Annotated in this window: 24 protein-coding genes; 16 read left to right on the forward strand and 8 right to left on the reverse strand. The window is 72.7% G+C overall.

The features are described 5' to 3' along the window. Nucleotides 1-7: 7 nt before the first annotated feature. Nucleotides 8-1,678: a urocanate hydratase gene (hutU, locus tag CP981_RS15600; protein ID WP_085926349.1), complete on the reverse strand. Its 1,671-nt coding sequence runs from the start codon at nt 1,676-1,678 to the stop codon at nt 8-10. A 218-nt stretch (nt 1,679-1,896) separates the two neighbouring features. On the opposite strand from hutU, the gene CP981_RS15605 reads away from it, so the two are divergent. From CP981_RS15605 to CP981_RS15625, 5 genes are all read left to right on the forward strand, one after another. Beyond that, nucleotides 1,897-2,403 carry a hypothetical protein gene (locus tag CP981_RS15605; RefSeq protein ID WP_167536104.1) on the forward strand — a complete coding sequence of 169 codons (507 nt, stop codon included), beginning with the start codon at nt 1,897-1,899 and terminating at the stop codon, nt 2,401-2,403. After that, nucleotides 2,400-2,786, forward strand: coding sequence for a transcriptional regulator (locus CP981_RS15610; protein WP_085926347.1), 387 nt, complete (start codon nt 2,400-2,402; stop codon nt 2,784-2,786). The genes CP981_RS15605 and CP981_RS15610 overlap by 4 nt, the downstream gene beginning before the upstream one ends. Continuing rightward, a complete protein-coding gene (locus CP981_RS15615) occupies nt 2,783-3,766 on the forward strand; it encodes an ABC transporter ATP-binding protein (RefSeq protein WP_244329665.1) in 984 nt (327 codons plus the stop codon). Before CP981_RS15610 ends, CP981_RS15615 begins: the two co-directional genes overlap by 4 nt. Nucleotides 3,767-3,777: 11 nt before the next feature. Then, on the forward strand, nt 3,778-4,770 hold the full coding sequence (locus tag CP981_RS15620) for an ABC transporter permease (RefSeq protein WP_425282132.1): 993 nt from the start codon (nt 3,778-3,780) through the stop codon (nt 4,768-4,770). 243 nt (nt 4,771-5,013) lie between these two features. Beyond that, nucleotides 5,014-6,348 (forward strand): type III PLP-dependent enzyme domain-containing protein, encoded by a 1,335-nt coding sequence (locus CP981_RS15625; protein WP_085926345.1) that lies wholly within the window; start codon nt 5,014-5,016, stop codon nt 6,346-6,348. 279 nt (nt 6,349-6,627) lie between these two features. Here the strand turns inward: CP981_RS15625 and CP981_RS15630 are convergent, their stop codons facing one another. Next, nucleotides 6,628-7,704: a MurR/RpiR family transcriptional regulator gene (locus tag CP981_RS15630; protein ID WP_085926344.1), complete on the reverse strand. Its 1,077-nt coding sequence runs from the start codon at nt 7,702-7,704 to the stop codon at nt 6,628-6,630. A gap of 262 nt (nt 7,705-7,966) precedes the next feature. After that, nucleotides 7,967-9,439, reverse strand: a complete 1,473-nt coding sequence (locus CP981_RS15635; RefSeq protein ID WP_085926343.1) for an aromatic amino acid ammonia-lyase — start codon at nt 9,437-9,439, stop codon at nt 7,967-7,969. Between the two features lie 184 nt (nt 9,440-9,623). Between CP981_RS15635 and CP981_RS15640 the strand changes: the two genes are divergently transcribed. From CP981_RS15640 to CP981_RS15655, 4 genes are read left to right on the forward strand one after another with little or no spacing between them, the layout of a single operon-like run. After that, nucleotides 9,624-10,814 (forward strand): ABC transporter ATP-binding protein, encoded by a 1,191-nt coding sequence (locus CP981_RS15640; protein WP_085926342.1) that lies wholly within the window; start codon nt 9,624-9,626, stop codon nt 10,812-10,814. Continuing rightward, nucleotides 10,811-11,488: an ABC transporter permease gene (locus tag CP981_RS15645; protein ID WP_085926341.1), complete on the forward strand. Its 678-nt coding sequence runs from the start codon at nt 10,811-10,813 to the stop codon at nt 11,486-11,488. Before CP981_RS15640 ends, CP981_RS15645 begins: the two co-directional genes overlap by 4 nt. 7 nt (nt 11,489-11,495) lie before the next feature. Further along, on the forward strand, nt 11,496-12,167 hold the full coding sequence (locus CP981_RS15650) for an ABC transporter permease (RefSeq protein ID WP_085926340.1): 672 nt from the start codon (nt 11,496-11,498) through the stop codon (nt 12,165-12,167). 46 nt (nt 12,168-12,213) lie between these two features. Continuing rightward, nucleotides 12,214-13,140 carry an ABC transporter substrate-binding protein gene (locus tag CP981_RS15655; RefSeq protein WP_085926339.1) on the forward strand — a complete coding sequence of 309 codons (927 nt, stop codon included), beginning with the start codon at nt 12,214-12,216 and terminating at the stop codon, nt 13,138-13,140. On the opposite strand, the gene CP981_RS15660 is transcribed toward CP981_RS15655, so the two are convergent. From CP981_RS15660 to CP981_RS15665, 3 genes are all read right to left on the reverse strand, one after another. After that, the gene (locus tag CP981_RS15660) at nt 13,118-14,155 is read right to left on the reverse strand and encodes a sigma-70 family RNA polymerase sigma factor (RefSeq protein WP_085926338.1); all 1,038 of its coding nucleotides are present in this window, start codon (nt 14,153-14,155) and stop codon (nt 13,118-13,120) included. The genes CP981_RS15655 and CP981_RS15660 overlap by 23 nt on opposite strands. 210 nt (nt 14,156-14,365) lie before the next feature. Next, complete coding sequence (locus tag CP981_RS37720; RefSeq protein WP_158092666.1) at nt 14,366-14,527, reverse strand: hypothetical protein; 162 nt, start codon at nt 14,525-14,527, stop codon at nt 14,366-14,368. A 274-nt stretch (nt 14,528-14,801) separates the two neighbouring features. Continuing rightward, nucleotides 14,802-15,845: a LacI family DNA-binding transcriptional regulator gene (locus tag CP981_RS15665; RefSeq protein ID WP_085926337.1), complete on the reverse strand. Its 1,044-nt coding sequence runs from the start codon at nt 15,843-15,845 to the stop codon at nt 14,802-14,804. Between the two features lie 249 nt (nt 15,846-16,094). On the opposite strand from CP981_RS15665, the gene CP981_RS15670 reads away from it, so the two are divergent. From CP981_RS15670 to CP981_RS15685, 4 genes are all read left to right on the forward strand, one after another. After that, nucleotides 16,095-17,060: an amidohydrolase family protein gene (locus tag CP981_RS15670; RefSeq protein ID WP_085926336.1), complete on the forward strand. Its 966-nt coding sequence runs from the start codon at nt 16,095-16,097 to the stop codon at nt 17,058-17,060. Then, complete coding sequence (locus tag CP981_RS15675; protein ID WP_085926335.1) at nt 17,057-17,614, forward strand: cysteine dioxygenase; 558 nt, start codon at nt 17,057-17,059, stop codon at nt 17,612-17,614. The genes CP981_RS15670 and CP981_RS15675 overlap by 4 nt, the downstream gene beginning before the upstream one ends. Nucleotides 17,615-17,735: 121 nt before the next feature. Beyond that, nucleotides 17,736-19,148, forward strand: a complete 1,413-nt coding sequence (locus tag CP981_RS15680; protein ID WP_085926334.1) for a purine-cytosine permease family protein — start codon at nt 17,736-17,738, stop codon at nt 19,146-19,148. Nucleotides 19,149-19,189: 41 nt separating this feature from the next. Further along, on the forward strand, nt 19,190-19,603 hold the full coding sequence (locus CP981_RS15685; RefSeq protein ID WP_085926333.1) for a hypothetical protein: 414 nt from the start codon (nt 19,190-19,192) through the stop codon (nt 19,601-19,603). A gap of 350 nt (nt 19,604-19,953) precedes the next feature. On the opposite strand, the gene CP981_RS15690 is transcribed toward CP981_RS15685, so the two are convergent. Beyond that, the gene (locus CP981_RS15690) at nt 19,954-21,342 is read right to left on the reverse strand and encodes a cystathionine beta-synthase (RefSeq protein ID WP_085926367.1); all 1,389 of its coding nucleotides are present in this window, start codon (nt 21,340-21,342) and stop codon (nt 19,954-19,956) included. A 196-nt stretch (nt 21,343-21,538) separates the two neighbouring features. On the opposite strand from CP981_RS15690, the gene CP981_RS15695 reads away from it, so the two are divergent. From CP981_RS15695 to CP981_RS15705, 3 genes are all read left to right on the forward strand, one after another. Further along, a complete protein-coding gene (locus CP981_RS15695) occupies nt 21,539-22,552 on the forward strand; it encodes an SGNH/GDSL hydrolase family protein (RefSeq protein ID WP_085926332.1) in 1,014 nt (337 codons plus the stop codon). A gap of 205 nt (nt 22,553-22,757) precedes the next feature. Further along, nucleotides 22,758-23,978, forward strand: coding sequence for an acetyl-CoA C-acetyltransferase (locus CP981_RS15700; RefSeq protein WP_085926331.1), 1,221 nt, complete (start codon nt 22,758-22,760; stop codon nt 23,976-23,978). Between the two features lie 742 nt (nt 23,979-24,720). Continuing rightward, entirely contained in the window at nt 24,721-25,686 is a 966-nt protein-coding gene (locus tag CP981_RS15705; RefSeq protein ID WP_085926330.1) for a hypothetical protein, read from the forward strand. Between the two features lie 28 nt (nt 25,687-25,714). Here the strand turns inward: CP981_RS15705 and CP981_RS15710 are convergent, their stop codons facing one another. After that, complete coding sequence (locus CP981_RS15710; RefSeq protein ID WP_085926329.1) at nt 25,715-26,074, reverse strand: hypothetical protein; 360 nt, start codon at nt 26,072-26,074, stop codon at nt 25,715-25,717. Nucleotides 26,075-26,155 lie beyond the last annotated feature (81 nt).

Raw genomic sequence — 26,155 nt, forward strand, 5'->3', positions numbered from 1 at the left:
GAGGAGGTCACGCGCCCTCGCCTTCGCCCTCGCGCATCGGGATGCGGACGCCGCGCTCGGCGGCCACCTCGTCGGCGCGCTCGTAGCCCGCGTCGACATGCCGGATGACGCCCATGCCGGGGTCGTTGGTGAGCACCCGGCGGATCTTTTCGCCGGCCAGCGGGGTGCCGTCGGCGACGGTGACCTGCCCGGCGTGGATCGAGCGGCCCATGCCGACACCGCCGCCGTGGTGCAGCGAGACCCAGGAGGCGCCGGAGGCGACGTTGACCATGGCGTTGAGCAGCGGCCAGTCGGCGATCGCGTCCGAGCCGTCCTTCATGGCCTCGGTCTCACGGTAGGGCGAGGCGACGGAGCCGCAGTCGAGGTGGTCGCGGCCGATGGCCAGCGGGGCGCGCAGGGTGCCGTCGGCGACCATCTCGTTGAAGCGCTCACCGGCCTTGTCGCGCTCGCCGTAGCCGAGCCAGCAGATCCGGGCGGGCAGGCCCTGGAAGTGGACCCGCTCCCCGGCCATCTTCATCCAGCGGGCCAGCGACTCGTTCTCCGGGAAGAGGTCCAGGATCGCCTTGTCGGTGGCGGCGATGTCCCGGGCGTCGCCGGACAGCGCGGCCCAGCGGAACGGCCCCTTGCCCTCGGCGAACAGGGGCCGGATGTAGGCGGGGACGAAGCCGGGGAAGTCGAAGGCCCGCCCGTATCCGGCGAGTTGGGCCTCGCCGCGGATCGAGTTGCCGTAGTCGAAGACCTCGGCGCCGGCGTCCATGAAGCCGACCATGGCCTCGACATGCCGGGCCATCGACTCGCGCGCCCGCTGGGTGAAGTCGGCGGGCTTCTCCGCCGCGTAGGCGGCCATGTCGTCGAAGTCGATGCCGACCGGAAGGTAGGCCAGCGGGTCATGGGCGCTGGTCTGGTCGGTGACGATGTCGATCGGCGCGCCCTCGGCGAGCATCTGCGGCAGCAGCTCGGCGGCGTTGCCGAGCAGACCGATGGACAGCGGCTTGCGCTGGTCACGGGCCTCGACGGCCAGCTGGAGCGCGTGCTGGAGACTGTCCGCCTTCACGTCCAGGTAGCGGTGCTCGATCCGGCGCTCGATGGCGCGCGGGTCGACGTCGATGCAGATGGCGACGCCGTCGTTCATGGTGACGGCGAGCGGCTGGGCGCCGCCCATGCCGCCGAGGCCGGCGGTGAGGGTGATCGTGCCGGCCAGTGTGCCGTGGAACTTCTTGGCGGCGACGGCGGCGAAGGTCTCGTAGGTGCCCTGGAGGATGCCCTGGGTGCCGATGTAGATCCACGAACCGGCGGTCATCTGCCCGTACATGGTCAGGCCGAGGGCCTCCAGGCGGCGGAACTCCTCCCAGTTGGCCCAGTCGCCGACGAGGTTGGAGTTGGCGATGAGCACCCGCGGGGCCCATTCGTGCGTCTGCATCACGCCGACCGGCCGGCCGGACTGGACGAGCATCGTCTCGTCCTGCTTGAGCGTGGTGAGCGTGCGCACCATCGCGTCGAAGGAGCGCCAGTCACGGGCGGCCTTGCCGGTGCCGCCGTAGACGACGAGCTGGTCCGGGTGTTCGGCCACCTCCGGATCGAGGTTGTTCTGCAGCATGCGCAGCGCGGCTTCCTGCTGCCATCCCCGAGCACTCAGCTCCGTACCGCGCGGTGCCCGCACGGGTCGCGGTCCCGACATGGGCCGTGCCTCCCTGACATCGATTGGATTGAGCTATTCACATACTGGGGTCGATGAATAGCGCTAGTCAACAGGGCGCGGCGAGCCACACGCGGCGAGCCATGCGAACCGGCCAAGCCGTCCGCGATTTTTGACTTGCCCACTGGGAAAGTCTGCGCTAACTTTCCTAGTGGGCAAGTAAACGGGGAAAGCTCGACCGCCTTGGGGAGGCGATGACCATGACCACGACCGTGGATGCCGAACAGGCCTGGCAGGATCTACAGCGCATCCGGGTGCCGCAGGAGCGGGTGTACGACGAAATCGAGAGAACCGCCCAGGGCGACACCGGGGCGACGTACACCACCGCCGCCATCATGTGGATGTTCCTCGCCGTCTCCGGCCTGGATCTGCCCAGGTGGGCGTTCTGGCTGACGCTGACCGCCTATATCGCCGTACTGGGCACCCTGGCGGTGGTCTACAACCGCCGCACGCGGATCCGGCTGCACCGCTCACGCCACAGCTGGCGGTCGTTCGCGACCTTCTTCGCGGGCATGGTGGTGACTCTCGTTGCCATCCTGCTCTCCGGCCGTCTGGTCGAGTGGCTGGCGCTGCCGTTCGGCAGCCTGATCCAGGCCACCCTCTCGGCGGCCACCTTCCTGCTCTTCGTCGGCCCGGCGAACCGCTGGGCGGTCAGCACGCTCCGCGACCGGGCCGGGCGAGCCAGCCACGAGAAGGCGGTCCGATGACCACCCCGAGCGGCTTCGACGAACTGATCCACCCCTCCACCCGGCTGTCCGTGGTGGCGCTGCTCGCCGCCACGGAATGGGCCGACTTCCCCTTCATCCGCGACAGCCTCTCGCTCAGCGACTCCGCGCTCTCCAAGCAGCTGCACACCCTGGAAGAGGCCGGATATCTGGAGATCCGCAAGGAGGGCGGCGGCCGCAAACGCCGCACCAAGGTACGGCTGACGGGCCGCGGCCGGACCGCCTTCGAGGGACATGTGGCCGCGCTCCGGGCCATCGTCGAGGGCGCCGGGCCCGCCGCTGCTGCCGGGCAGACGCCGGAAGACGCCGGCACGACGGCATCAGCCACCCAGCAACGGCAACACCACGCGAAGGCGGGCCGATGACGACGACCGACCACCAGCCCGCAGGCCAGGCCGTGACGGCTCCGGCACCTACGGGCTCCGACACCCCCCAACCCGTCATCCGGGTACGCGACTTGCGCATGTCGTACGGCAGCGCACACGTCCTGCACGGCATCGACCTGGACATCCACCGCGGCGAGATCTTCGCGCTGCTCGGCCCCAACGGTGCCGGGAAGACCACCACCGTCGAGATCCTGGAGGGCTTCCGGCAGCGCTCCGCCGGCGAGGTCGCCGTCCTGGGCACGGACCCGGCACGCGGCGACGACGCCTGGCGGGCGCGCATCGGGCTGGTGCTCCAGTCCTGGCGCGACCACCGCCGCTGGCAGGTCGCCGAGCTGCTGACGCACTTCGCCACGTACTACCCGCGGCCGCGCGACCCGGCCGAACTCCTCGCCCTGGTGGGCCTCACCGAGCAGGCCCGCCAGCAGGTCGACCGGCTCTCCGGCGGCCAGCGCCGCCGTCTGGACGTCGCACTCGCCATCGTCGGCCGCCCCGAACTCCTCTTCCTGGACGAGCCGACGACCGGCTTCGACCCCGAGGCCCGGCGCGACTTCCACGATCTGGTCGAACGGCTCGCCCGCGACGAGGGCGTCACGATCCTGCTCACCACGCACGATCTGGCCGAGGCCGAGCGGCTGGCCGACCGTATAGCGATGCTGGTCAACGGCCGGATCCGGGCCCACGGCACCCCGTCGGAACTGGCCCGCAGGGCCGCCGCCCAGGCCGAGGTCCGCTGGACGGCACCCGACGGTACGGCCCGGCGCGAACGTACCGAGGACCCGTCCCAGCTGGTCTGGGAACTCCACCGGGAGACGGGGGGACCGGTCGCCGACCTGGAGGTCCGGCGGCCGACGCTGGAGGACACCTATCTGCACATGGTCCACCGGGACGCCGGGGACGGCGCCGGGACCACGGACGCGAGCGAGGCCGGGGCCTCGGACGGGGAGAAGCGAGCCGCATGAGGGGGACCGACGTGACAGCCGGGACGGACACGACAGCGACGACGGACACGACCGAGGGGGCCGGCACCACGCGGACCACTCCCCCGGCGGGCGCTACCGGCCCGGCCCGCCCGACCGCGACGGCGCCCCGGGAGGCCGCCGCCCCGCACCCCCGCCGCCGTTACTGGCGCGCCGGCGTCCTGCGCGGCGGCATCGAGCTGCGCCATCTCCTGCGCAACCCCAAGGAGTTGAGCGGCCATCTGGTCAACGTCGTCGTGGCCCTGGTGCTCGCCGGCTACCTCGGCGACAAGGTGCCCGGTACCCAGGTCCCGATGGCCCATCTGACGCTCTCGGGCTTCGCCGCCTATCTGCTGTTCCAGATCGGGCTGGTCAACCTCCCGCAGATCCTGGTGACCGAGCGCGAGGAGGGCGCACTGCTGCGGCTGCGTGCCACGCCCGGCGGCATACCGGCCTATCTCGTCGCCAAGTCGCTGCTGGTGGTCGCGATGGCGTTCGGCACGCTGGTCCTGCTGCTGGGAACGGCCGCACTGCTGGTGGACGGCCCACTGCCGCACGGGCCGGGAGGCTGGCTGACGCTGCTGTGGGTCAGTGTGCTCGGACTGCTCGCCGTCGTGCCGCTGGGAGCGGCCATCGGCGCCGTACTCCCGAACCCGCGTGAGGCGCTTGCCCTGATCATGCTGCCCGTCATGGCGCTGCTGATCACCTCCGGGGCGATGTTCCCGCTCAGCGCGCTGCCCGAGATGGTCCAGAAGATCGCCTCCGTCTTTCCGCTGAAGTGGATGGCGCAGGGCCTGCGCTCGGCCCTCCTGCCGGACGCCGCCCGCGCCGCGGAACCAGCCGGCTCCTGGGAACTCCCGACCGTGGCCCTGATACTCACCGCCTGGGCCGTCCTCGGCTTCCTCCTCGCCATCCCCCTTCTCCGCCGCGCCGCCCGCCGCGAATCCGGCTCCCGCCTCGCCGAACGCCACCGCAAGGCGTCGCTGAGCGGGGGGCGGGGGGTCTGAGGGAGGGATGCCCGCCCAGGCCCGGGATCGGGGGCGGCCCCAGCGCGGTCCCGAGGCCGGGCGGGCTGAGGGCCGGGCGGCCCGGGAGCGGGCCCTGGCGAGGCAGATCCAAGCCCGAAGCCGGTGTCAGAGCGGCCCCACGATCGGACCCGGAGGTGGCCTGACCAGCGCCTTCTCCGCCACCGCTGCCATGCCACCGGTGTGCGTTGGCGTCGTACCCCCAGCCAATGATGGAGTTGAGTCATGACGTTCACGGACCGGGACCGAGCCGTAGAGGCAGCCGTTGCGCGGGGGCTGGTGGGGGCGGGGGAGCCCGTGGCCGGGCTGCTGGATATTGCCGGGATCCGGCGTTCGGCGGGTGAACTCCGCGCGGCGTTCGAGGAGTTCACCGCGCCGGGCACCCCGGTCCTGCACGCCTTCGCGGTGAAGGCGGCCTCGCTCGTACCCGTACTGAAGCTGCTCGCGCAGGAAGGGCTGGGCTGCGAGGTGGCCAGTCCCGGTGAGCTGGCGCTGGCGCGTGCCGCCGGGGTGCCGGTCGCGCGGACCGTCCTGGACTCACCCGCCAAGACCCTCGCCGAGCTGCGGGAGGCGCTGGCCCTCGGGATCGCCGTCAACGCCGACAACCCCGAGGAACTGGCGCGGATCGACGCGCTGATGGCCTCCGCACCGAGCTCCGCGCCCATCGGCGTGCGGGTCAATCCGCAGATCGGCGGCGGCACCATCGGGGCGATGAGTACCGCCACCGACACCTCCAAGTTCGGTGTCGCACTGCGCGACGAGGGCGCCCGCGAGTGGGTCGTCAACGCCTTCCTCGCCCGCCCGTGGCTGACCCGGCTGCACGCCCATGTCGGCTCCCAGGGCATGCCGCTGGAGCTGATGGCCGCGGGCGTACGGGCCCTGTACCTGCTGGCCGAAGAGATCAACGAGAAGGCCGGCCGGCGCCAGATCGACACCCTCGACATCGGCGGCGGTCTGCCGGTGAATTTCTCCTCGGACGCCCGGACGCCGACCTACCGCGAGTACGCCGCGCTGCTGCACGCAGCCGTGCCCGGGCTGCTGTCCGGACGCTACGGCCTGGTCACCGAGTTCGGCCGTTCACTGCTGGCCAAGCACGGCACGGTCCTCGCCCGCGTCGAGTACGCGAAGTCGGCCGGCGGCCGGCCGATCGCGGTCACCCATGCCGGCGCGCAGGTCGCCACCCGTACGGTCTTCGTCCCCGAGGCCTGGCCGATCCGGGTCGCCGGCTACGACGCCGAGGGGCGCCCCAAGACGGGTGCTCCGGTCGGCCAGGACATCGCGGGGCCGTGCTGCTTCGCGGGTGACCTGGTCGCCGAGAACCGGCCGCTCCCCCTCCTGGAGGCCGGCGACCACGCCGCCCTCCTCGACACCGGCGCGTACTACTTCTCCACCCACTTCGCCTACAACTCCCTCCCCCGCCCCGGGATTTACGGCTACGCCCCGGACTCCGACGGCGCCATCCGCTTCGCGACCATCCGCACCCCGCAGACGCTGGAGGAACTCACGACGGAGAGCGGCTCGGACCACGCGGCAGCCCTCGACGACCTCGGCCGGCCGTAGCCGAACCGCCACCGGCGGCGGGGGGCGGTAGAGAGCCACGGCCAAGGGCCGCCGCCGGGAGGCGGGAACGAGAGCCGAGAGCCTGGGAGCGAGGGCCCGGGGACCGAGGCCAGAGGCCGACGCCGGGCACAGGCCGACCGGCAGCGGTTGTCCGGGAGCGGCGTTCCGGAGCAGCTTCCGGAAGCGGCGTACCCGGCAACGTCAGGGAGCGGGGAAAACACCCACACCCCACGGGACGCCACCGAAACGGGTGAGCCCCGCCCCGCCCACCCCCTTGCCTCACTCCACGAACAACCCCCGGGCCGCCGCCCTCGCGTCGAACTGTTCCAGGCGGGCCTGGGCGTCGGGCAGGGCGTCGCACATGGCCTCCAGGAGGACGCGGCCCAGGAGCATGGGGGCGCAGGCCGTGTCGAAGGCCAGGCCGGTGCCGACCGGGGCCGGGAGGAGCAGGTCGGTGTGGTGGGCGACGGGGGCGAAGGCGCTGTCGGCGACAGTGACGACGGTCAGACCGGCCGTGCGGGCGTACTCCAGCGCGTCGACGACCTCGCGGGGGTGGCGGGGCAGCGCGAAGCAGAGGAGGGCGCTCGCCCCGGCGCGTACGGCGGCGTCGATGCGGTCGGTGAGCATGGTGCCGCCCTCGTCGAGCAGCCGGACGTCGGGGTGGACCTTGCGGGCGAAATAGCTGAAGCCGGCGGCCTGGGCGGTGGCGGCGCGCAGGCCGAGGACGGGGAGCGGGCGGGAGGCGGCGAAGAGGCGGCCGGCCTCGATCACCGGCGACGGGTCGGCGAGGGCGGCGGCGAGATGGCGGAGGTTGTCGATCTCGGCCTGCACCGCCTGCTGGTACTCGTTGTAGGAGCCGGTGTCATCGGGCTTGTCCGTGGGGGCGACCTCGCGCAGATGGCGGCGGAGCGCCGGATAGCCGTCGAAGCCGAGGGCGACGGCGAAGCGGGTGACGGACGGCTGGCTGACACCGGCCAGTTCGGCCAGTTCGACGCTGGAGAGGAAGGGCGCGTCGGCGGCCCGGCGCACCATGCAGTGGGCGATCCGGCGCTGGGTGGGGGTCAGCCGGTGGCCCTCGAAGAGCTTCTGGAGCCGGGCGGCGGTGCCGGTGTCCGTACCGGTATCCGCACCGGCCTGCACACCAGGGGCCGCGCCGGCATCCCGCCCGGCGCCCGCACCGGCATCCCGCCCGGCATCCGCACCCGCGTTCCTCCCGGCGCCCACACCACTCTCCCGCCCGGCGTCCGCGCCCGTGCCCGCGACGGCCCGCGTGCCCCGCGTCGTACCGGCCCGGTCCCGCGGCCCGTCGCCGGCCGCTCCGCCGATGCCGCCGCCGTTGTCCGCGTCCCCGCTCATCGCCTCTTCTTCCCGGCCCGGTCGGGGGCCTTGTCCTGTGTCGACCGACTGTACGGAATTCCTGGCCCGCTCCGGTCCGGGCTACGCCACGCGATCCGGCCGTACGGGGACGCCCCGGGCGCCGGCGGCCGCGGTGCGGTCCGGCCGTGCGGGACCACGTCCGAGCCCCTCACGTCCCCACCCGACCCCGCACAGCTCCCACCCACGTCCCCCTCACCTCTCCGGAAAACGCCAACCCCGCACAGCTCCAGCCAAAGCCCCCTCACACCCCCGCCATCCCGTCCAGCAACCCCATCGCCACCGCCACATCATCAGTCAGCGGGCGGTCCTCCATCCGCGGGTCGAGGGCCTCGGCGGCGAGTGAGAAGGCGGTGGCGAGGGGCAGGCCCGGGTCGGGTTCCAGGGAGCGCATGCGCAAGGCGCGTATGGCGGCGACCAGTTCGCAGGCGAGGATCTGGCGGTAGTAGGTGCAGGCGCGCAGGGCCTGGCGGGCGCCGAGGGAGGCGAAGCTGGCCTGTTCCTCGACGCCGCGGGAGAGGACGGCGTGGCCGAGGGAGGCCGGGTGGGAGACCGCGCGCATCTCGCCGAGCGCCGCGCCGGCCGCGTATTCGAGGATCATCACGCCGGAGCTGGCGGGCGCCGCGTCGCCCAGGAACGGCCGCAGCCGGGTGAGGTCGGGCTCGGAGAGCGCGGCGAGCCGGGCGGTGGACAGCCGGGCGGTCTGGAGCACGGCCAGCCGGAAGGTGTCCAGGGCGAGCGCGGCGTGCGCGGCGTAGAAGTTGCCGTGGTGGTAGGCGGCCTGGTCCTCGATGCTGATCAGGGGGTTCTCGGCGGCGGCGTTCACCTCGACGGTCAGCACCCCGTCCAGGGTGTCGGCGGCGTCCAGTGCCGGGCCGTGGATCTGCGGCAGACAGCGGAAGCCGTACGGGTCCTGGATGCGGCCGAGGGGCGCGGTGGGGCGGGTCGGAATGCCGGAGAGGGTGCGCAGCCGGGCGGCGGCGGCCGTGGAGCCGGGGTGCGGGCGGGCGAGCATGACCGGTTCGGCGAAGGGTTCGTAGGAGCCGCCGACCGCGAGGAGGGAGAGCGCGGCGATCGGGAGCGAGGCGGCCAGCAGCCGGCGCAGTTCGTCGAGGGCGAGCGCGGACTGGCCGAAGGTGAGTGCGTTGCTGCTGATCAGGGCGAGGGCGTCGTTGTTGTCGAGGGCGATGGGGGCGGGGGCCCGGCCACCGGGCTCGCAGTGCCAGGGGTGTTCGCCGGCCAGCGCGAGGCCGGTCTGGGCGAGCGCGGCCAGGTCGCCGGTGCCGACGGCGCCGTGTTCGTTGACGACGGGGTGGGCGCCGGCGTCCAGGGCGGCGAGCAGGGAGGTGATGACGGCGGGGTTCAGGCCCGCGCCGCCCGCCAGCAGCTGGTTGGCGCGTACCGCGAGCATGGCCCGGACCTCGCGGCCGGGCAGCGGGTCGCCGATCGCGCCGGCGTGGCTGCGCAGCAGCCGCAGTCCGTGGTCGGCGTCGGCGGCCCCGACGTCCTGGGTGCGGTTGGCGCCGACGCCGGTGCTGCGCCCGTAGACCCGGCCGGTGGCGGCGAGGCGGCGGGCGGTTTCCCAGGACTCCCCGGCGCGGGCGAAGGCCTTGGGGTCGGGCGCCGTGGGGTGTGCGGTGCGTTCGGCGAGGGCGGCGATATCGGTGGTGCGCAGAGTGCTGCCGTCGAGCGTGATGCGTCGGCCGTTGTCCAGCATGTGAGAAACCAAGGGGCTCAACTCCCTCTTTTAATGCCTTTTATGAATGGAAGTCCGACACCTCGTTCCGTACGGTGACCGAAGTAAAAGGCGGGGTAACAGGCGATGCGCTCCCACCTATTGACTTCTATTCACGCGCCTAAGACTCTGCATGACCATATGCAGGCCGGGCAAGGGGCAGCGGATGATCAAGTTCGACGCAGTCAGCAAGCGATACCCGAATGGCACCACCGCCGTGGACGAGCTGTCCCTGGACCTGCCCGAGGGCGGCGTCACCGTCCTCGTCGGCTCGTCGGGATGCGGCAAGACGACCACCCTGCGGATGGTCAACCGCATGGTCGAGCCCACCTCCGGCACGATCAGCGTCGGCGGCCGCGACATCCTGGAGGCGGACGCCGCCGAGCTGCGCCGCGGCATCGGCTACGTCATCCAGCAGTCCGGCCTCTTCCCTCACCGTACGATCCTGGACAACATCGCGACGGTCCCGCTGCTGCTGGGCTGGGGCAGGCGCAAGGCCCGCGCCCGCGCCGCCGAACTGCTGGAGCTGGTCGGCCTGCCCACCGACGCCGGCAAGCGCTATCCGCACCAGCTCTCCGGCGGCCAGCAGCAGCGCGTCGGCGTGGCCCGTGCGCTCGCCGCGGACCCGCCCGTCCTGTTGATGGACGAGCCGTTCGGCGCGGTCGACCCCGTCGTCCGCACCCAGCTCCAGAACGAGCTGCTGCGGCTCCAGGAGGAGCTGCGCAAGACCGTCGTCTTCGTCACCCACGACATCGACGAGGCGGTCCGGCTGGGCGACCGGATCGCGGTCTTCCGCACCGGCGGCCGGCTCGTCCAGTGCGCCGCGCCCGCCGAGCTGCTGGCCCGTCCGGCCGATGACTTCGTCGCCGACTTCCTGGGCGCCGAGCGCGGTCTCAAACTGCTCTCGCTCACCGGCCTCGCGGACGTGCCGTACGCGCCCGGCGGGGCGATACGCGCGGACGAGCCGGTCGGCGGCATATCCCGCGACGGCGACCGCTGGCGCCTGGTGACCTCCCCGCGCGGCGAACCGCTGGGCTGGCTGGACACCGACGCGCTGCCCGCCGGGGGCACCGCCGGCGAGGCCCCCCTGGAGGCCGTACGGCCGCTGCGCGACACCGACTCGCTCCTCTCCGCGCTCAACGAGGCCGTCTCCTCCCCCGCCGCCGCGGTCGCCCGGGTCACCGCCGACGGGGTGCTGACCGGCCTCACCTCCCGCGACGCCATCCACGAACGGGCCGGCCGCAGCCACGCGGAGGCGGGCCGCGCGGCGGCCGCCACGGAGTCCGCCCCGGAGCCGCCCGCCTCCGAGGACGCCGCGCCCCTCAAGACCGCCTCCGCCCCGGAGCCCTCCGCATGACCATCGAGTGGGGCTGGTTCCCCGACCACGCCGACGAGATGGCCCGGCTCACCGCGGACCACCTCGCCACCGCCGTCCCCGCGGTCCTCCTCGGCCTGCTGATCGCACTGCCGCTGGCGGTCCTCGCACACCGGGTACGGCCGCTGCGCGGCTTCGTCCTCGGTGCGTCCAACATCCTCTACACCATCCCGTCCCTGGCCTTCTTCGTCCTGCTGCTGCCGGTCACCGGGCTGACCCGCACCACCGCGATCGTCGGTCTGACCGCGTACACCCTGGTCGTGCTGGTGCGGAACACCGTCGAGGGCCTGGACGCGGTCCCGGCCAAGGCCCGCGAGGCATCCCAGGCGATGGGGACCCGGCCGCTGCGCACACTGCTCACCGTCGAGCTGCCGCTCGCCCTCCCGGTGATCATGGCGGGCGTACGGGTCGCCACCGTCATGTCGATCTCCCTGGTCAGCGTGGCCAGTTACATCGGCTACGGCGGCCTCGGCCAGCTCTTCACCGACGGCTTCCAGCGCAACTACCCCACCCCGGTCATCGCCGGTGTGGCCCTGACCCTGCTGCTCGCCCTGGTCGCCGACGCGCTGCTGGTGACCGTCCAGTGGCTGTGCACCCCCTGGCGGCGCGGCACCACCTCCCGGCAGCGCTCCTTCAAGTGGCGGAAGGCAGCGTGACGCGCCGATGCTCGAACTCCTGAAGAACCTCGCCGCCTGGCTCACCAGCCCGGCCCAGTGGTCCGGCCCCGAGGGCATCGCCACCCGCGTCCTGGAGCACCTGGAGTACTCGCTCCTCGCCACTCTCGCCGCGGCCGTGATCGCGCTGCCGGTCGGCCTGCTCATCGGGCACACCGGCCGCGGCGCCTTCCTCGCCGTGAACCTCTCCTCCTTCGGCCGGGCGCTGCCCACCGTCGGCCTGGTCACCCTGGTGTTCCTGGCGGGCGGGCTGAGCGTCTGGCCGGTGTATGTGTCGCTGGTCGCGCTCGCCGTGCCCGTGATCATCACCAATACGTACGCGGGCATGGCCGCCGTCGACCCCGAGGTCAAGGACGCGGCCAAGGGGGTGGGGCTGCGCGGCCGCCAGGTCCTCTGGCAGGTCGAACTCCCGCTCGCGCTCCCGCTGATCATGACCGGCGTACGGCTGGCGACCGTGCAGGTCGTCGCCACCGCCACCATCGCCGCCTATGTCAGCTTCGGCGGGCTGGGCCGCTATGTCTTCGACGGCCTGGCGCAGCGCGACCTGGTGCAGGTCCTCGGGGGTGCGGTCCTGGTGGCCGTGCTCGCCGTCGCCGCCGACCTGGCGCTGGGCGGACTGACGCGGCTGCTGTTCCGCGGCCGCCCCGCCGCCGCCCGCTGAGCATCCGCCGCCCCGTCCCCTCCGTACGTCCCGAGGAGTCCCGCCCATGAACCGTCGTACCGTCCTGACCACGCTCCTCGCCGGCGCCTCGGCCCCGCTGCTGGCCGCCTGCTCCTCCGGCATCACCTCCCTCAAGGGGGACGGCGTCGGCGGCGACAGCGGCAGCAGCAGCGGCGGCCTGACCATCGGCACCGCCAACTTCACCGAGAACCAGATCCTCGGCTACCTCTACGCGGGTGTGCTGAACGCCGCCGGGGTCAAGACCACCGTCAAGCCCAACCTCGGCTCCCGCGAGATCGTGGTCCCCGCACTGCGCTCCGGCGATATCGACCTGCTCCCCGAATACCAGGGCAGCCTGCTGCTCTACCTCGACAAGAAGGCCACCGAGACCGAGGCCGGCGCGATGCAGAACGCGCTGGCCACCGTATTGCCGAACGGCCTCGAAGTCCTCCCCTACGCCGCCGCCGAGGACCGCGACACCTTCGCCGTGACCCGGGAGACCGCCGACCACTACGGGCTGAAGACGCTCGCCGATCTGCGCAAGGTCAACGGCAAGCTGGTCTTCGGCGCCGCCGCCGAGATGAAGAAGCGGGTCGTCGGGCTCGTCGGCCTCAAGGAGCAGTACGGCGTGGAATTCAAGGAGTTCAAGGCGCTGGACTCGTCCGGTCCGCTGGTCAAGGGCGCCCTGAAGAAGGGCGACATCGATGTCGCCAATGTCTTCACCACCGATGTCGACACCGCGGAGAACGGCTGGGTGCTGCTCCAGGACCCCAAGCACCTCATCCCCGCCCAGCACATCGTGCCGCTGATCGCCGCCCGCAAGGCCGACTCCAAGGTCCGCAAGGCGCTGGCCCGTCTGGGCAACACCCTCACCACCGCCCACCTCACCGAGCTCAACCGCCTCGTCGACAAGGAGAAGCAGGACCCGGACCGGGTGGCCGAGGCCTGGCTCAAGAAGCAGAAGCTGGACTGACCCCGGGGCCGCCGTAACGCGGCGGAAGGCCGAACAGCGGGAACAGCCGCTCGGTGTCCAGGAAGGACTGGAGTGCGGTGACCCGGCCGTCCGCCATCTCGATGACCTGGATCGCCCAGGGCAGACCGTCCGCGCGGTACTGCCCGAACGCCGGCCCGCCGTTCGCCCGGACCGGCACCAGATGCGACCCCTCGCAGCCCTCGCCCGGCCCGCCCAGCCACTTCAGGATGTCGGCGCGGCCGCGCAGCCACAGGGCGTACGGCGGCATGGACAGCGTGGAGTCCTCGTGCAGCACGGCGGTGAGCGCGTCCATGTCGTACCGCTCGAAGGCGTCGACATAGCGCCGCAGCAGCGCCTGCTGGGCGTCGTCCAACGGCGGCGGGGTGTCGGCGGCGTGGTCACCGGACGCGGCGAGGGTGGCCCGGGCCCGCTGCAGCGCGCTGTTGACCGACGCGACCGAACTGCCCAGCAGCTCCGCGACCTCGCTCGCCGACCAGCTGAGCACCTCCCGCAGGATCAGCACCGCCCGCTGCCGGGGCGCCAGCCGCTGGAGCGCGGAGATGAAGGCGAGCCGGATCGACTCCCGGGCGACGGCGGTCTCCGCCGGATCCCCGGCGGACGCCAGCACCCGCTGGTCCGGGACGGGCCCGATCCAAGTCGTCTCGGGCAGCCCCGTACCGATCGGGCCGTCCACGCTCGACGGGGAGGCGAGATCCATCGGCCGGGCCCGGCGCCCGCTGCCCTTGAGCAGATCCAGGCAGACATTCGTGGCGATCCGGTAGAGCCAGGACCGCAGTGAAGAGCGCCCCTCGAACCGGTCGTAGCTCCGCCAGGCCCGCACCATCGTCTCCTGCACGGCGTCCTCGGCCTCGAACGCCGACCCCAGCATCCGGTAGCAGTAGCCGGTCAGTTCGGTACGGTGCGCCTCCAGCCGGTCCGCCGGCTCCCCCTGCGGCACGCCCCGCCCGGCACCCTCAGCCGCCGCGACACCGTCGCCCGCCACGGCTTCACCCACCGCCGCGGCTTCGCTCGTCGAGGACCGCTTCATCGAGGACCCGCCCATCCGCCCATCGGCCGACCACCGGTACACACGCCCCGACCGTACCGGAGCGCCCGGCACCAGTCTGCTCCCCGGCCCGGCACCGTGCAGCCGGAGACGGGAGGCCGGGGGCGGGCTCCGGACGGGCCGGGACGCGTCGCCCCGGCCCGTCGGGCCCACCTCCGGTCATCTGCGCAGCTGCACGCCCCGGAGCACCCCTCCGACGACCGCACCGGCCAGCACGCTCAGCAGCAGCAGCGCGGGTTCCGCCCATCCGGAGAACACGGTGTGCGTGAGCGCAAAAACGACCACGACCGCGAGAATTCCGGCGATCAGTGCCTTTCTCATTTCCTGCCCGTCATCGCTTCCTGGTCATCGCTTCTTGATCATCGTCGTTTCCCGCACTGCCCGGCCATACCTCCCGCTCGCCTCAGCAATCGGAAAGCGACACACCGCGCCGGAGACCAGACCTCCGAAAGCCCCCGCCGTTGCACCTGGCGCACACCCCGTCTCGGCACCGGCTATGCACCCGCCTATCCCAACGGACACCACGTAATCACTGATTTTGTCGTTGGCGCACTGCGCATGAGCAGGGCGCAATACGGGCGCCCACCCCGCCTGTTCACCCCCGCCCCGGCTCCGCCGCCGACCCCCGTTCCGAGAGGCGGGGGGCGCACAGGATGCGCTTGCGGCGGACGCGGCGGCCCTCGATGGCGGCGACGGCGAGGCGGGCGGCCTCCTTGGCGATCTCGGCCAGGCCCCAGTCGACGGTGGTCAGGGGCGGGGTGAGGACCCGGGAGACGGGGTGGTCGTCGAAGCCGACGACGGAGAGGTCGCGGCCGACGGTGAGGGAGGCCTCGGCGGCGGCCGCGTAGACGCCGTAGGCGATGGAGTCGGAGAAGCAGAAGACGGCGGTGGGCGGGGCGAGCGCACCGGCCGGGCGGCGGCCGTCCGGACTGTTCGCCAGGACACGGCGGGCCATCGCGGTCGCCGCGTCCAACTCCTGGGGGCAGGGCAGGACTTCGGCCTCGATCCCGAGACGGTCGGCGGCCTCGCGGACATAGACGTCGGCGGGGCGGTCGGGGGTGGAGGGGCCGGTGGGGGTCAGCACGGTGATCCGGCGGTGGCCCAGCCCGCGGAGGTAGTCGAGGACGGCGTCGATGCCCGCCCGGTTGTCGAAGAGCACCTCGCCCGCCGTACGGGCCCGGCTCAGCGCGTCACCGATGGAGACCACGGGCACCGCGTCGGCGATCTTCGACCAGCCCTCGGCGGAAGGGTCGACGGGCGAGACCAGCAGACCGTCCACCCGCTGGTCGCGCAGCTGCTTGGCGAGGGCCAGTTCGCGCTCGGGGTCGCCGCCCGCGTCGAGGATCAGCGCATAGCGGTCACCGGCCAGCAGCTCGCGCCCTATGGCCGCCATCAGCTGCTGCTGCCACAGGTCCTGAAGGTCACCGGCGAGCACCCCGACGGTGCTCGTACGGCCGCTGGCGAGGGCGCGGGCGATCGGGTCGGCCTCATAGCCGAGCTCGGCGGCGGCCCTGCGCACCCGCTCCTCGGTCTCCTTGGAGACATGCTTGCCGCGCAGTGCGTAGGAGACGGCTGCGGTGGAGAGTCCGGTGGCCTCGGCCACCTCGCGGAGGGTGGTGCGCTTATTGGGCCTGGCCATGTCCGGAAGCCTACCCAAGGAGGGCGCCGCGCCCGGCCACGATCCGGCCTTCCCGGTGGGGCCCACGGCCCGGCGGCTCAGGCACGGCCTTGACAGCGGAAGCTGTTAACCGCTTCACTTAAGCGCATCAGTTAATCGGTTAAGTGAAGCGGTTCAGGGGTGGGGCCGGCGGTCGTTCCGCGTACGCCGTCCGCCCACCCGACCGTCCGCCCGGCGGTCCGTCCGACCGCGCCGTCCGGAGGGAGGCCCGTGGCCACCGACGTCCACCAGCACATCTGGCCGCCCGAGTTCCTCGCCCTGCTGCGGTCCCGCACCGCGCCACCCCGGCTCGACGGCTGGACACTGCATCTGCCCGGTGAGCCGCCGTACGCCGTCGACCCCGCCGACCACGACATCGCGGCCCGCACCCGGCTCGCCCGCGCCGACGGCCTGGACCTCGCCCTGGTCTCGCTCTCCAGTCCGCTGGGCATCGAATATCTGCCGCCCACGGAGGCCGCCCCGCTGCTCAGCGCGTTCCACGACGGCGCGCTGGACCTGCCCGCCCCCTTCGGAGTCTGGGCCTCGGCCTGCCTCTCCGCCCCCGAGCCGGACCCGGAGGCGCTGCGGCGCGAGCTGGCGCGCGGCTGCGTGGGCCTCCAGCTCCCCGCCACCGCACTCCTCGACGCCGCGGGCTGGGACCGCTGCGCACCGCTGCTGGACGTCGCCGCCGAGCAGGACAAACCGCTGTTCGTGCACCCCGGGGCGGCGCCCGCCCATCGCCCGCCACCGCCCCGGGCCGACGCTGCGCGGCCCCTTTCGGCCGCCGAGCCCACCGCGCCCGCCTGGTGGCCCGCCCTGGTCCCGTACGTCCAGCAGATGCACGCCTCCTGGTTCGCCTTCCGCGCCTTCGGCCGGCCGCGCCACCCGCATCTGCGAGTCTGCTTCGCCGCGCTGGCCGGTCTGGCGCCACTGCACGGGGAGCGGCTGGTCGCCCGCGGCGGCGGCCGGGACCGCGGCCGGGTGGACTACCGCGCCTTCTACGAGACCTCGTCCTACGGAACCCGCGCGGTGGACGCGCTCGTACGGGCCGTCGGCATCGACGTGGTGGTCAGCGGCAGCGACCGCCCGTATGCCGCCCCCGTCCTCCCCGACCTCGGCGCGGACGCCGCCGTCCACGCCCTGCGCCATGCCAACCCGGCCCGCCTGCTGGGCCCGACGAAAGGAGCCCGCCCATGACGGACACCGCCTCCCAGGCCGACACTGCCCGTGAGGTCCCCGACGGCGAGCAGCCGTTCACCGCACTGCCCGAGCGCAACCTCGACAAACGCGAGCTCCAGGCCCTGGTCGACGAGCTGGCCGCGCGCCCGGAGCTGTGGCGCGAGGAGGTCGCCTTCTCCGACACGGAGCGGCACTACGCCTCGCTGCACCGCGACGAGTTCGTGGACGTCTGGCTGCTGTGCTGGACCCGGCAGAACGACACCGGCTGGCACGACCACGACCTCTCCTCGGGGGCGGTGCGCGTCGTCCAGGGTGTCCTGACCGAGTCCAACCCGCGGATCGGCGGCGAGCATCTGGCCACCCCGGTCGGCGCGGGCTCCTCGTTCTGCTTCGGGCCGGACCACATCCACCGCCTCACCGGCGCGACCGACGACGCGGTGTCGGTGCACGCCTACTCGCCCCCGCTGTGGCGCCTGGGCCAGTACGACATCACCGAGGACGGGCTGATGCGGCGGGTGTCGGTCTCGTACGCCGATGAGCTGCGGCCGATGGACGCGGCGGCGGCCGCCTGAGCCGACCGCCGCCCCGGCCGTTACCAGCAATTAACCGCGGCAATCGATCCCACCTATTGACCTTCCATTCATCGGCGTCGATCCTGCATGAATCCATACAGGCACGACCCGAGGCGGACTCATGGCAGGTGTGGTCGAACAGCGCTCCATCGACGTCGTCCCCGACGACGAACGGCACGGCAGCGCGGTCAGCCAGTTCACCCTCTGGCTGGGCGCCAACCTCCAGATCACCGCCGTCATCACCGGCGCGCTGGCCGTCGTCTTCGGGGCGAACGCCTTCTGGTCGCTGATCGGGCTGCTGCTCGGCAACCTCCTGGGCGGGGCGGTGATGGCCCTGCACTCGGCGCAGGGGCCGCGGCTCGGACTGCCGCAGATGATCACCTCCCGGGCCCAGTTCGGGGTGCGCGGGGCGGTGGTCCCGCTGGCGCTGGTCATCGTGATGTACATCGGCTTCTTCGCCAGCGGCAGCGTCCTGGCCGGGCAGGCGGTCGGCGAGCTGACCCACCTCGGCGAGACACCGGGGATCGTGCTCTTCGCCGCGGTCACCGCCGTCGCCGCGGCCGTCGGCTACCGCCTCATCCACACCCTCGGCAAGATCGCCGGCCTGGTCTGCGCGCTGGCCTTCGTCTACCTCGGCATCCGGCTGGTGCAGCGCGCCGACCTCGGCGCGCTGCTCGCCGACCACCGCTTCGGGCTGCCGGTCTTCCTGCTCGCCGTCTCGCTCTCGGCCTCCTGGCAGCTGGCGTTCGGCCCGTACGTCGCCGACTACTCGCGCTACCTCCCGCGGCACACCTCGGCACGCGCCACCTTCTGGTGGACGCTGTCCGGCTCGGTGCTCGGCTCGCAGTGGTCGATGACGTTCGGCGCGCTGGCGGCCGCCGCCGCGCCGGCCGCGTTCGTGGGCCACGAGGTCACCTACATCGTGGGCCTGGGCGGCGCCGGACTGATCGCCTCGTGCCTCTACTTCGTCATCGCCCTCGGCAAGCTCACCATCAACATCCTCAACACCTACGGCGGCTTCATGTCGCTGGTCACCAGCGTCAGCGGCTTCCGCGGCCAGCGCACCCTGTCGCCCCGCGGCCGCTCCGCCTACATCGCCGGGATCATGGTGGCCGGCACCGCCGTCGCGCTCCTGGGCAAGGACTCCTTCCTGACGTCCTTCAAGGACTTCCTGCTCTTCCTGCTGACGTTCTTCACGCCCTGGTCGGCGATCAACCTCGTCGACTACTACCTGATCTCCAAGGAGCGTTACGACATCCCGGCGCTCAGCGACCCGGCCGGCCGCTACGGCGCCTGGAACGTCCGGGCCCTGACGGTCTATGTCCTCGGGGTGCTCGCCCAGCTCCCGTTCCTGGCCACGCACTTCTACACCGGCCCGCTGGTGGCACCGCTCGGCGGCGCCGACATCTCCTGGCTCGTCGGCCTCGCCGTACCGGCCGTCCTGTACTGGCTCGCCGCCCGCCGCGACACCGCGCGCACGATGGCACCCGGCCCGCTCCAAGAGGAGCCCTCCCCCGCCGGATCGGGGGGTTAACCCCAGCGCGCCGCCCGCCCGCGGCCCGTAATCTCGGCAGCATGGCGACACACGACCCCGATCTGCGGAAAGAACTCGACGCGACCCTCCAGACGCGCAAGGAGCTGGGCCCGGAGTACGAGTCGGAGCTGCTGGAGTCCTTCCTGGAGAAGCTGGACGCGAACGTCGACCGGCGGGTGCGGCGGCAACTGGCCGAGCAGCAGATCCAGGTGGCGCGCGGCACCCTGCCGCCCCGCAGCGCGGGCCCCGGCCGGGAGTTCTGGGAACGGTTCGGGGTCGCCGCCTTCTCGCTGGTGCTGGCCATCCCGCTGTCCACGGTCGCGGCGGTGCACACCGGGCTGCCGGGCCTGCTGGTGACCTGGGCCGGCATCGTCGGCGTCAACGCGGTGCACGGCGCCGTCCGGTGGCCCGCGCTGCGTGCGCGTACGGACCGTCGCGACGGCGCGCGGAACTGAGCCCTGGGAGGGCGGGCCGGGGAGTGTTGCGGGGACCGCCGCACCCCGGCCGGGGCCGGGGGCGGGACGACGGCGGTCCCCGCAAGGGACGCGCGTCCGGGTCAGGGCCGGCCGTCGCGTCCGGGCGGCGAGAGTGGAGGTCCGGGAGCCGCTCCGGAGGTCCGTTCGCCGTACATCTTCAATCTGCCCGACGAGTGTTAAGCGCGTGCTGCGAGCACATGACGCCTGCGTACACCTTGCGGCTGCAGCCCGTTTCCTGACGGCCACTTGACGCCGCGACAGGCGCCCAGGGCCGTCCGCGGCCGGGCGACCCGGCGCCCGCCACAGGGGACGGCCGCCGGGACCTCCTGCTACTTGCCGGCCTCGCGCGCCAGATAGGCCAGCAGGTCCTGCCGGCTCACCACGCCCTTCGGCTTGCCCTCGACGAGAACGATCGCGGCGTCCGCCGTCTCCAGCACCGCCATCAGGTCGGCGACCGGCTCGCCCGAGCCGACCTGCGGCAGCGGCGGGCACATGTGCTTCTCCAGCGGGTCGGTCAGCGAGGCGCGCTGGGTGAACAGCGCGTCCAGCAGCTCGCGCTCGACGACCGAGCCGACGACCTCGGCGGCCATCACATCGGGGTGTCCGGCGCCCGGCTTGACGATCGGCATCTGCGAGACGCCGTACTCGCGCAGCACCTCGATCGCCTCGCCGACGGTCTCCTCCGGGTGCATGTGCACCAGCGAGGGCAGCGCGCCCTCCTTGTGCTGGAGCACCTCGCCGACGCGGGCGGCGGCGCCGCCCTCCTCCAGGAAGCCGTAGTCGGCCATCCACTCATCGTTGAAGATCTTGGAAAGGTAGCCGCGGCCGCTGTCCGGCAGCAGCACGACGACCACATCGTCCGGGCCGAGCTTCGCCGCGACCTCCAGCGCACCCACGACGGCCATTCCGCAGGAGCCGCCGACCAGCAGGCCCTCCTCCTTGGCCAGCCGCCGGGTCATCTGGAAGGCGTCCTTGTCCGAGACCGCGACGATCTCGTCCGCGACCGTACGGTCGTAGGCGGTCGGCCAGAAGTCCTCGCCGACACCCTCGATCAGATACGGGCGCCCGGAGCCGCCGCTGTAGACCGAGCCCTCCGGGTCGGCGCCGATGACCCTGACCCGGCCCTCGCTGGCGTCCTTCAGATAGCGGCCGGTGCCGCTGATCGTGCCGCCGGTGCCGACACCCGCCACGAAGTGGGTGATCCGCCCGCCCGTCTGCTCCCACAGCTCGGGACCGGTGGTCTCGTAGTGGGAGCGCGGGTTGTTCGGGTTGCTGTACTGGTCGGGCTTCCAGGCACCGGGCGTCTCACGGACCAGCCGGTCCGAGACGTTGTAGTACGAGTCCGGGTGCTCGGGGTCCACGGCGGTCGGGCAGACCACCACCTCGGCACCGTAGGCCCGCAGCACATTGATCTTGTCCGTGGACACCTTGTCCGGGCAGACGAAGATGCACTTGTAGCCCTTTTGCTGGGCGACGATCGCCAGGCCCACACCGGTGTTGCCGGAGGTGGGCTCGACGATGGTGCCGCCGGGCTTCAGCTCACCCGACTGCTCGGCGGCCTCGATCATCCGCACGGCGATCCGGTCCTTGACCGACCCGCCGGGGTTGAAGTACTCGACCTTCGCCAGGACGGTGGCCTGGATTCCTCGGGTGACGTTGTTGAGCCGCACGAGCGGGGTGTTGCCGACAAGCTCAATCATCGAATCGTAAAACTGCACGGTGGTCTCCGCGGTCGGGGGCACGCTCTCCTGCGCCGGTGCGGCCAGCCTATTGCCCGGGTCCGTTAGAGGAAGGACGCGTTGCGTTCCGTGCGGGAACGGGCAACACCCTGTTGTAGGAGTTCTTGCCGTTTCAAGAGCGCGTCCGGCCCTGGGCCGCGGCGCGCCCGCACTGTACGGGGAGGTGCTTCGGCCCATGCCGATGACGATGTCCAGGGCGAGAGTGGCCCGGCGGATCGCCACCGCTGCCGCGTTCGGCGGCGGCGGGGTCGGGCTGCTCGGCGTCGCCACCGTCGGGGTGCTGCTGACCGAGGTGCGGCTGGCCCGCCGGACGGTCGGCGGCTCCAGCGACATCCCGCCGTGCGCCGACGGCCGCTACGGCGCCGCCTTCGGCCACCGCACCGACCGCCCGCCGCTGCGCCTGGGCTTCCTCGGCGACTCCACCGCCGCGGGCCAGGGGGTGCACCGCGCCTCCCAGACACCCGGCGCCCTGCTCGCCTCCGGTCTGGCCGCGCTCTCCGAGCTGCCGGTCGACTTCCGCAATGTGGCGCTGCCCGGCGCGCAGTCCGACGACCTGGAGCGCCAGGTGGAGCTGATGCTGGCGGTCGGTACCGAGGTCCCGGACGTCTGCGTCATCATGATCGGCGCCAATGACGTCACCCACCGGATGCCGCCCGCACAGTCCGTGCGCCATCTCGCCGAGGCGGTGCGCCGGCTGCGCGCGGCGGGCTGCGAGGTGGTCGTCGGCACCTGCCCTGATCTGGGCAGCGTCGAGCCGGTCTACCAGCCGCTGCGCTGGGTGGCCCGGCGGCTCTCCCGGCAGCTGGCCGCCGCCCAGACCATCGGGGTGATCGAGAGCGGCGGCCGTACGGTCTCCCTCGGCGATCTGCTCGGCCCCGAGTTCGAGGCGCGGCCGCGGGAGCTGTTCGGGCCGGACAACTACCACCCGTCGGCCGAGGGCTACGCCACCGCCGCGATGGCCGTGCTGCCGACGCTGTGCGCCTCGCTGGGGCTGTGGCCGGAGGAGGAGCGCCCGGAGCCCGCCCGGGGCGAGGGCCTGCTGCCGGTCGAGCAGGCGGCCGCCGAGGCGGCTTCCGAGGGCGGCACGGAGGTCACCGCCTCCCGCGCCCCCTGGGCGCTGCTCAAGCACCGCAGGCGCCGTCAGCTGCCCACGGCGGAGAGGACCGGACCGTCGTCCGTCACCCCGTGAGCGAGCGGGCGCCGGAGCGGCGGTGAGCGGGGCGCGGGGGAACGGGGCGGGGCCGTACGGGAATACCCGGCGGCCCCGCCCCGTTTCCATAAGCGCCCGCTTAGAAAAGAGGCCCGCATCACAGCACGCACCCCGTGACCTCAGCAGTACGTGCAGGTAACTTCCCTCACAGTCCGCCCATTTCCCGCGCACCTGGAGCCGTGTGATGCCCGAAGCCGTGATCGTCTCAGCCGCCCGCTCCCCGATCGGCCGCGCCTTCAAGGGCTCACTGAAGGACCTGCGGCCGGACGACCTGACCGCGAAGATCATCGAGACCGCGCTCGCCAAGGTCCCCGAGCTGGACCCCAGGGACATCGACGACCTGATGCTCGGCTGTGGCCTTCCCGGCGGCGAGCAGGGCCACAACCTCGGCCGCATCGTGGCCGTCCAGATGGGGATGGACCACCTCCCGGGGTGCACCATCACCCGTTACTGTTCCTCCTCGCTCCAGACGACCCGCATGGCGCTGCACGCCATCAAGGCCGGTGAGGGCGATGTCTTCATCTCGGCCGGTGTCGAGACCGTCTCGCGCAGCATCAAGGGCAGCTCCGACGGCCTGCCGGACACCCACAACCCGCTCTTCGCCGACGCCGAGGCCCGTACCGCGGCCCGCGCCGAGCAGGAGGGCGCCGACTGGCACGACCCGCGCGAGGACGGCCTGATCCCGGACGCCTACATCGCGATGGGCCAGACCGCGGAGAACCTCGCCCGCCTCAAGGGCATCACCCGCCAGGACATGGACGAGTTCGGCGTCCGGTCCCAGAACCTCGCCGAGAAGGCGATCAACGACGGCTTCTGGGAGCGGGAGATCACCCCGGTGACGCTGCCGGACGGCACAGTCGTCTCCAAGGACGACGGCCCGCGCGCGGGCGTCACCGTCGAGGGCGTCTCCGGCCTCAAGCCGGTCTTCCGCCCCGACGGCCTGGTGACCGCCGGCAACTGCTGCCCGCTGAACGACGGCGCCGCGGCGCTGGTGATCATGTCCGACACCAAGGCGCGCGAGCTGGGCCTGACCCCGCTGGCCCGGATCGTCTCCACCGGCGTCTCCGGCCTCTCCCCCGAGATCATGGGCTACGGCCCGGTCGAGGCCAGCAAGCAGGCGCTGCGCCGGGCCGGTCTCTCGGTCTCCGACATCGACCTGGTCGAGATCAACGAGGCGTTCGCCGCCCAGGTCATCCCGTCCTACCGGGACTTGGGCATCGACCTGGACCGGCTGAACGTCAACGGCGGCGCGATCGCCGTCGGCCACCCCTTCGGCATGACCGGCGCCCGCATCACCACCACCCTGATCAACTCCCTCCAGTGGCACGACAAGCAGTTCGGCCTGGAGACGATGTGCGTGGGCGGCGGCCAGGGCATGGCGATGGTCATCGAGCGGCTGAGCTGAGTCGTAGCGAAGGGTGGAGGCCGGGTGCGAGGAACGAGCGCCCGGCATCCGCCCGCAGCGGAGGCGAAGCTCAGCGCGACCACAGGCACGAGCGGCTGAGCTGAGCCTCAGCGGACGGTGGCGGCCGGCTCCCGGCTGCCACCGCGACGGCACTCCACGGGTGTGCGCGGGAAAACGGACCAACTTCCGCCCCGCGCACACCCTTCGCGCTCGTATGGACACGGGCGGCGACACGGCGTGACCTGCGCCACTCGTTAACGAGATCGCGACCCAATCTCCCCCAGGATTGTGACCAACGCCCCGGGGGAGCAGCGTTCTTGCAGGTCAGCAGGGGGGCACTGGCCCATACAGCGCCCTGACTCCCCTCCATTTCGGGACATAGGGCACGAGGTGCGGTCGCCGACCACCGGCAGGCTGATGTAGGAAGTCGGAGAACAATCTGCTAACGGGAGTACGCCGGTGACCGAGCCACTACCAGGCGTGATCCCGAGCGAGCGCATCAAGGGGGTCGCCCGGCCGGACGGCCGGGGGAAGTCCGGGTACCGATGCGCGGCCCCTGGGAACAGGGCCGCCGAGCGAAGTGGGGAGGACGCATGAGCGAGCGCCCCGAGCGGGTCGAGAGGTGCGCGTCTCGCCCATGCGGCACCGAACAGAGAGGTTTCGGCGTGAGCGAGCCCAGCGAGCAAACCAACGAAGGGGGCGCGCCCCGCGGATGCGGGGCCGAGCGAAGCGAGGTTTCGGCATGACCGTGAACACCCTCGTCGTGCTGGTGGCCGCGGCCGCCGCCGTCGCGCTGGGCGCCGCCGCCCTGCACACCGCCCGCGCCCTGCGCCGCCAGATCGCCGAGCTGCGCGCCGACCTCCTCGCCGCCCGTCAGGACACCGCGGCCGGCGCCGCGGCGGCGCATCCGGCCACCGCGGCCATCCCGGCCGCCCGCACCGTCCCGGCCGCCGAGACACCGCTCGCGGACATACGTGCCGCCGTCGCGGACGCGCTGGCCGAGGAGCGGGAGCGCGAACTGGCCGAGGCGCGCGCCTTCTGGGCCGCGCAGGAGGCCCGGGACGCCGCCGACGCCCCGTCCCTGCTCGGCGGGCTCGTCGGCCTCGGCGACGAGGGACTGCTGGACCCCCGCGCGGACCATCGCGAGCCGTTCGAGCGCCCGGAGTCCGACCGGCTCGACATCCAGCCGTTCCTGCCCCGCCAGGCGGATCTGGCCGGTCTGGAGCCGCTGCTGGGCCCGGACGCCCTGGAGGCGATGGATTCCCTGGAGTCCATGGAGGCGCTGGAAGCCCTGGACGCGCCGGAGTTGGAGCCGGTCGAGGAGACCGAGTCCGCCGAGCTGGCCGCCGCGCGCCGGCGCCACCCCTCGCACCCGGACTTCTCCCCGTCCCCGGTGATCAGTGATCATGAGCGCACGGTGGCCCGCCTGGAGGAACTGGCGCAGGACGCCACCCCGCTCGCGGACGTCCGCCCCGGCCCCCTGGGCACCCTGGACGTCTACGTCTTCGCCGACGGCACCACGCTCTGCCTGACCCCCGGGCAGCGCGAGACCGCGGAGCGCGTGGCCGACGCACTGCACGCGGGGCGCACCCCCGTACTGCTGGGCGGCTCCGGCATCTCGGGGGCGTACGCGCTGACCTTCTCCTGGGGCGAGACCCGCGAGGAGAGCGTCTACATCCTCGCGGACCGCGTCATCGCCTCACTCTGACCGGGCACGGCGGGCCCGGCCGACAGGCCTAGTAGCGGTCCGCCACCGCCCGCACGCATCGCACGGCCTCCGCCAGTTCGTCGGCGGGGGCCACTTTCGCGTCAGAGTTCGCCGTGCCGTCGGCCGGGTGCGCCGCCGCGGCCCGCAGTGCCTCGACAAGATCGTGCCCAGCCACCGCCAGTTGGTCGCCCGCCGCGAACATCCCGGCGTCCGGCAGCTCGTACGGCGGCTCCCCCGGCCGCTCGATCAGCTGCGCCCGGGTCGCCAACTGCCGCGCCAGTGCGAGCGCTTCGGCTGCGGCGCCCTGGCCGAGCGTGCTCTGGGGCAGCGATCGGAGGCGGTCGGCGAGGGCATCCACGGCGGTCTGCAAGGGGGTCACGTCAAGCACGTCGTGAGCCTATGCGCCACTCCCGGGTGGTTGCCAACGCCCGAACGCTCAGGCACGGTGGCCTCAAGAACCAGCATCGAC

The sequence above is a fragment of the Streptomyces platensis genome (assembly GCF_008704855.1).
GTDB lineage: Bacteria > Actinomycetota > Actinomycetes > Streptomycetales > Streptomycetaceae > Streptomyces > Streptomyces platensis.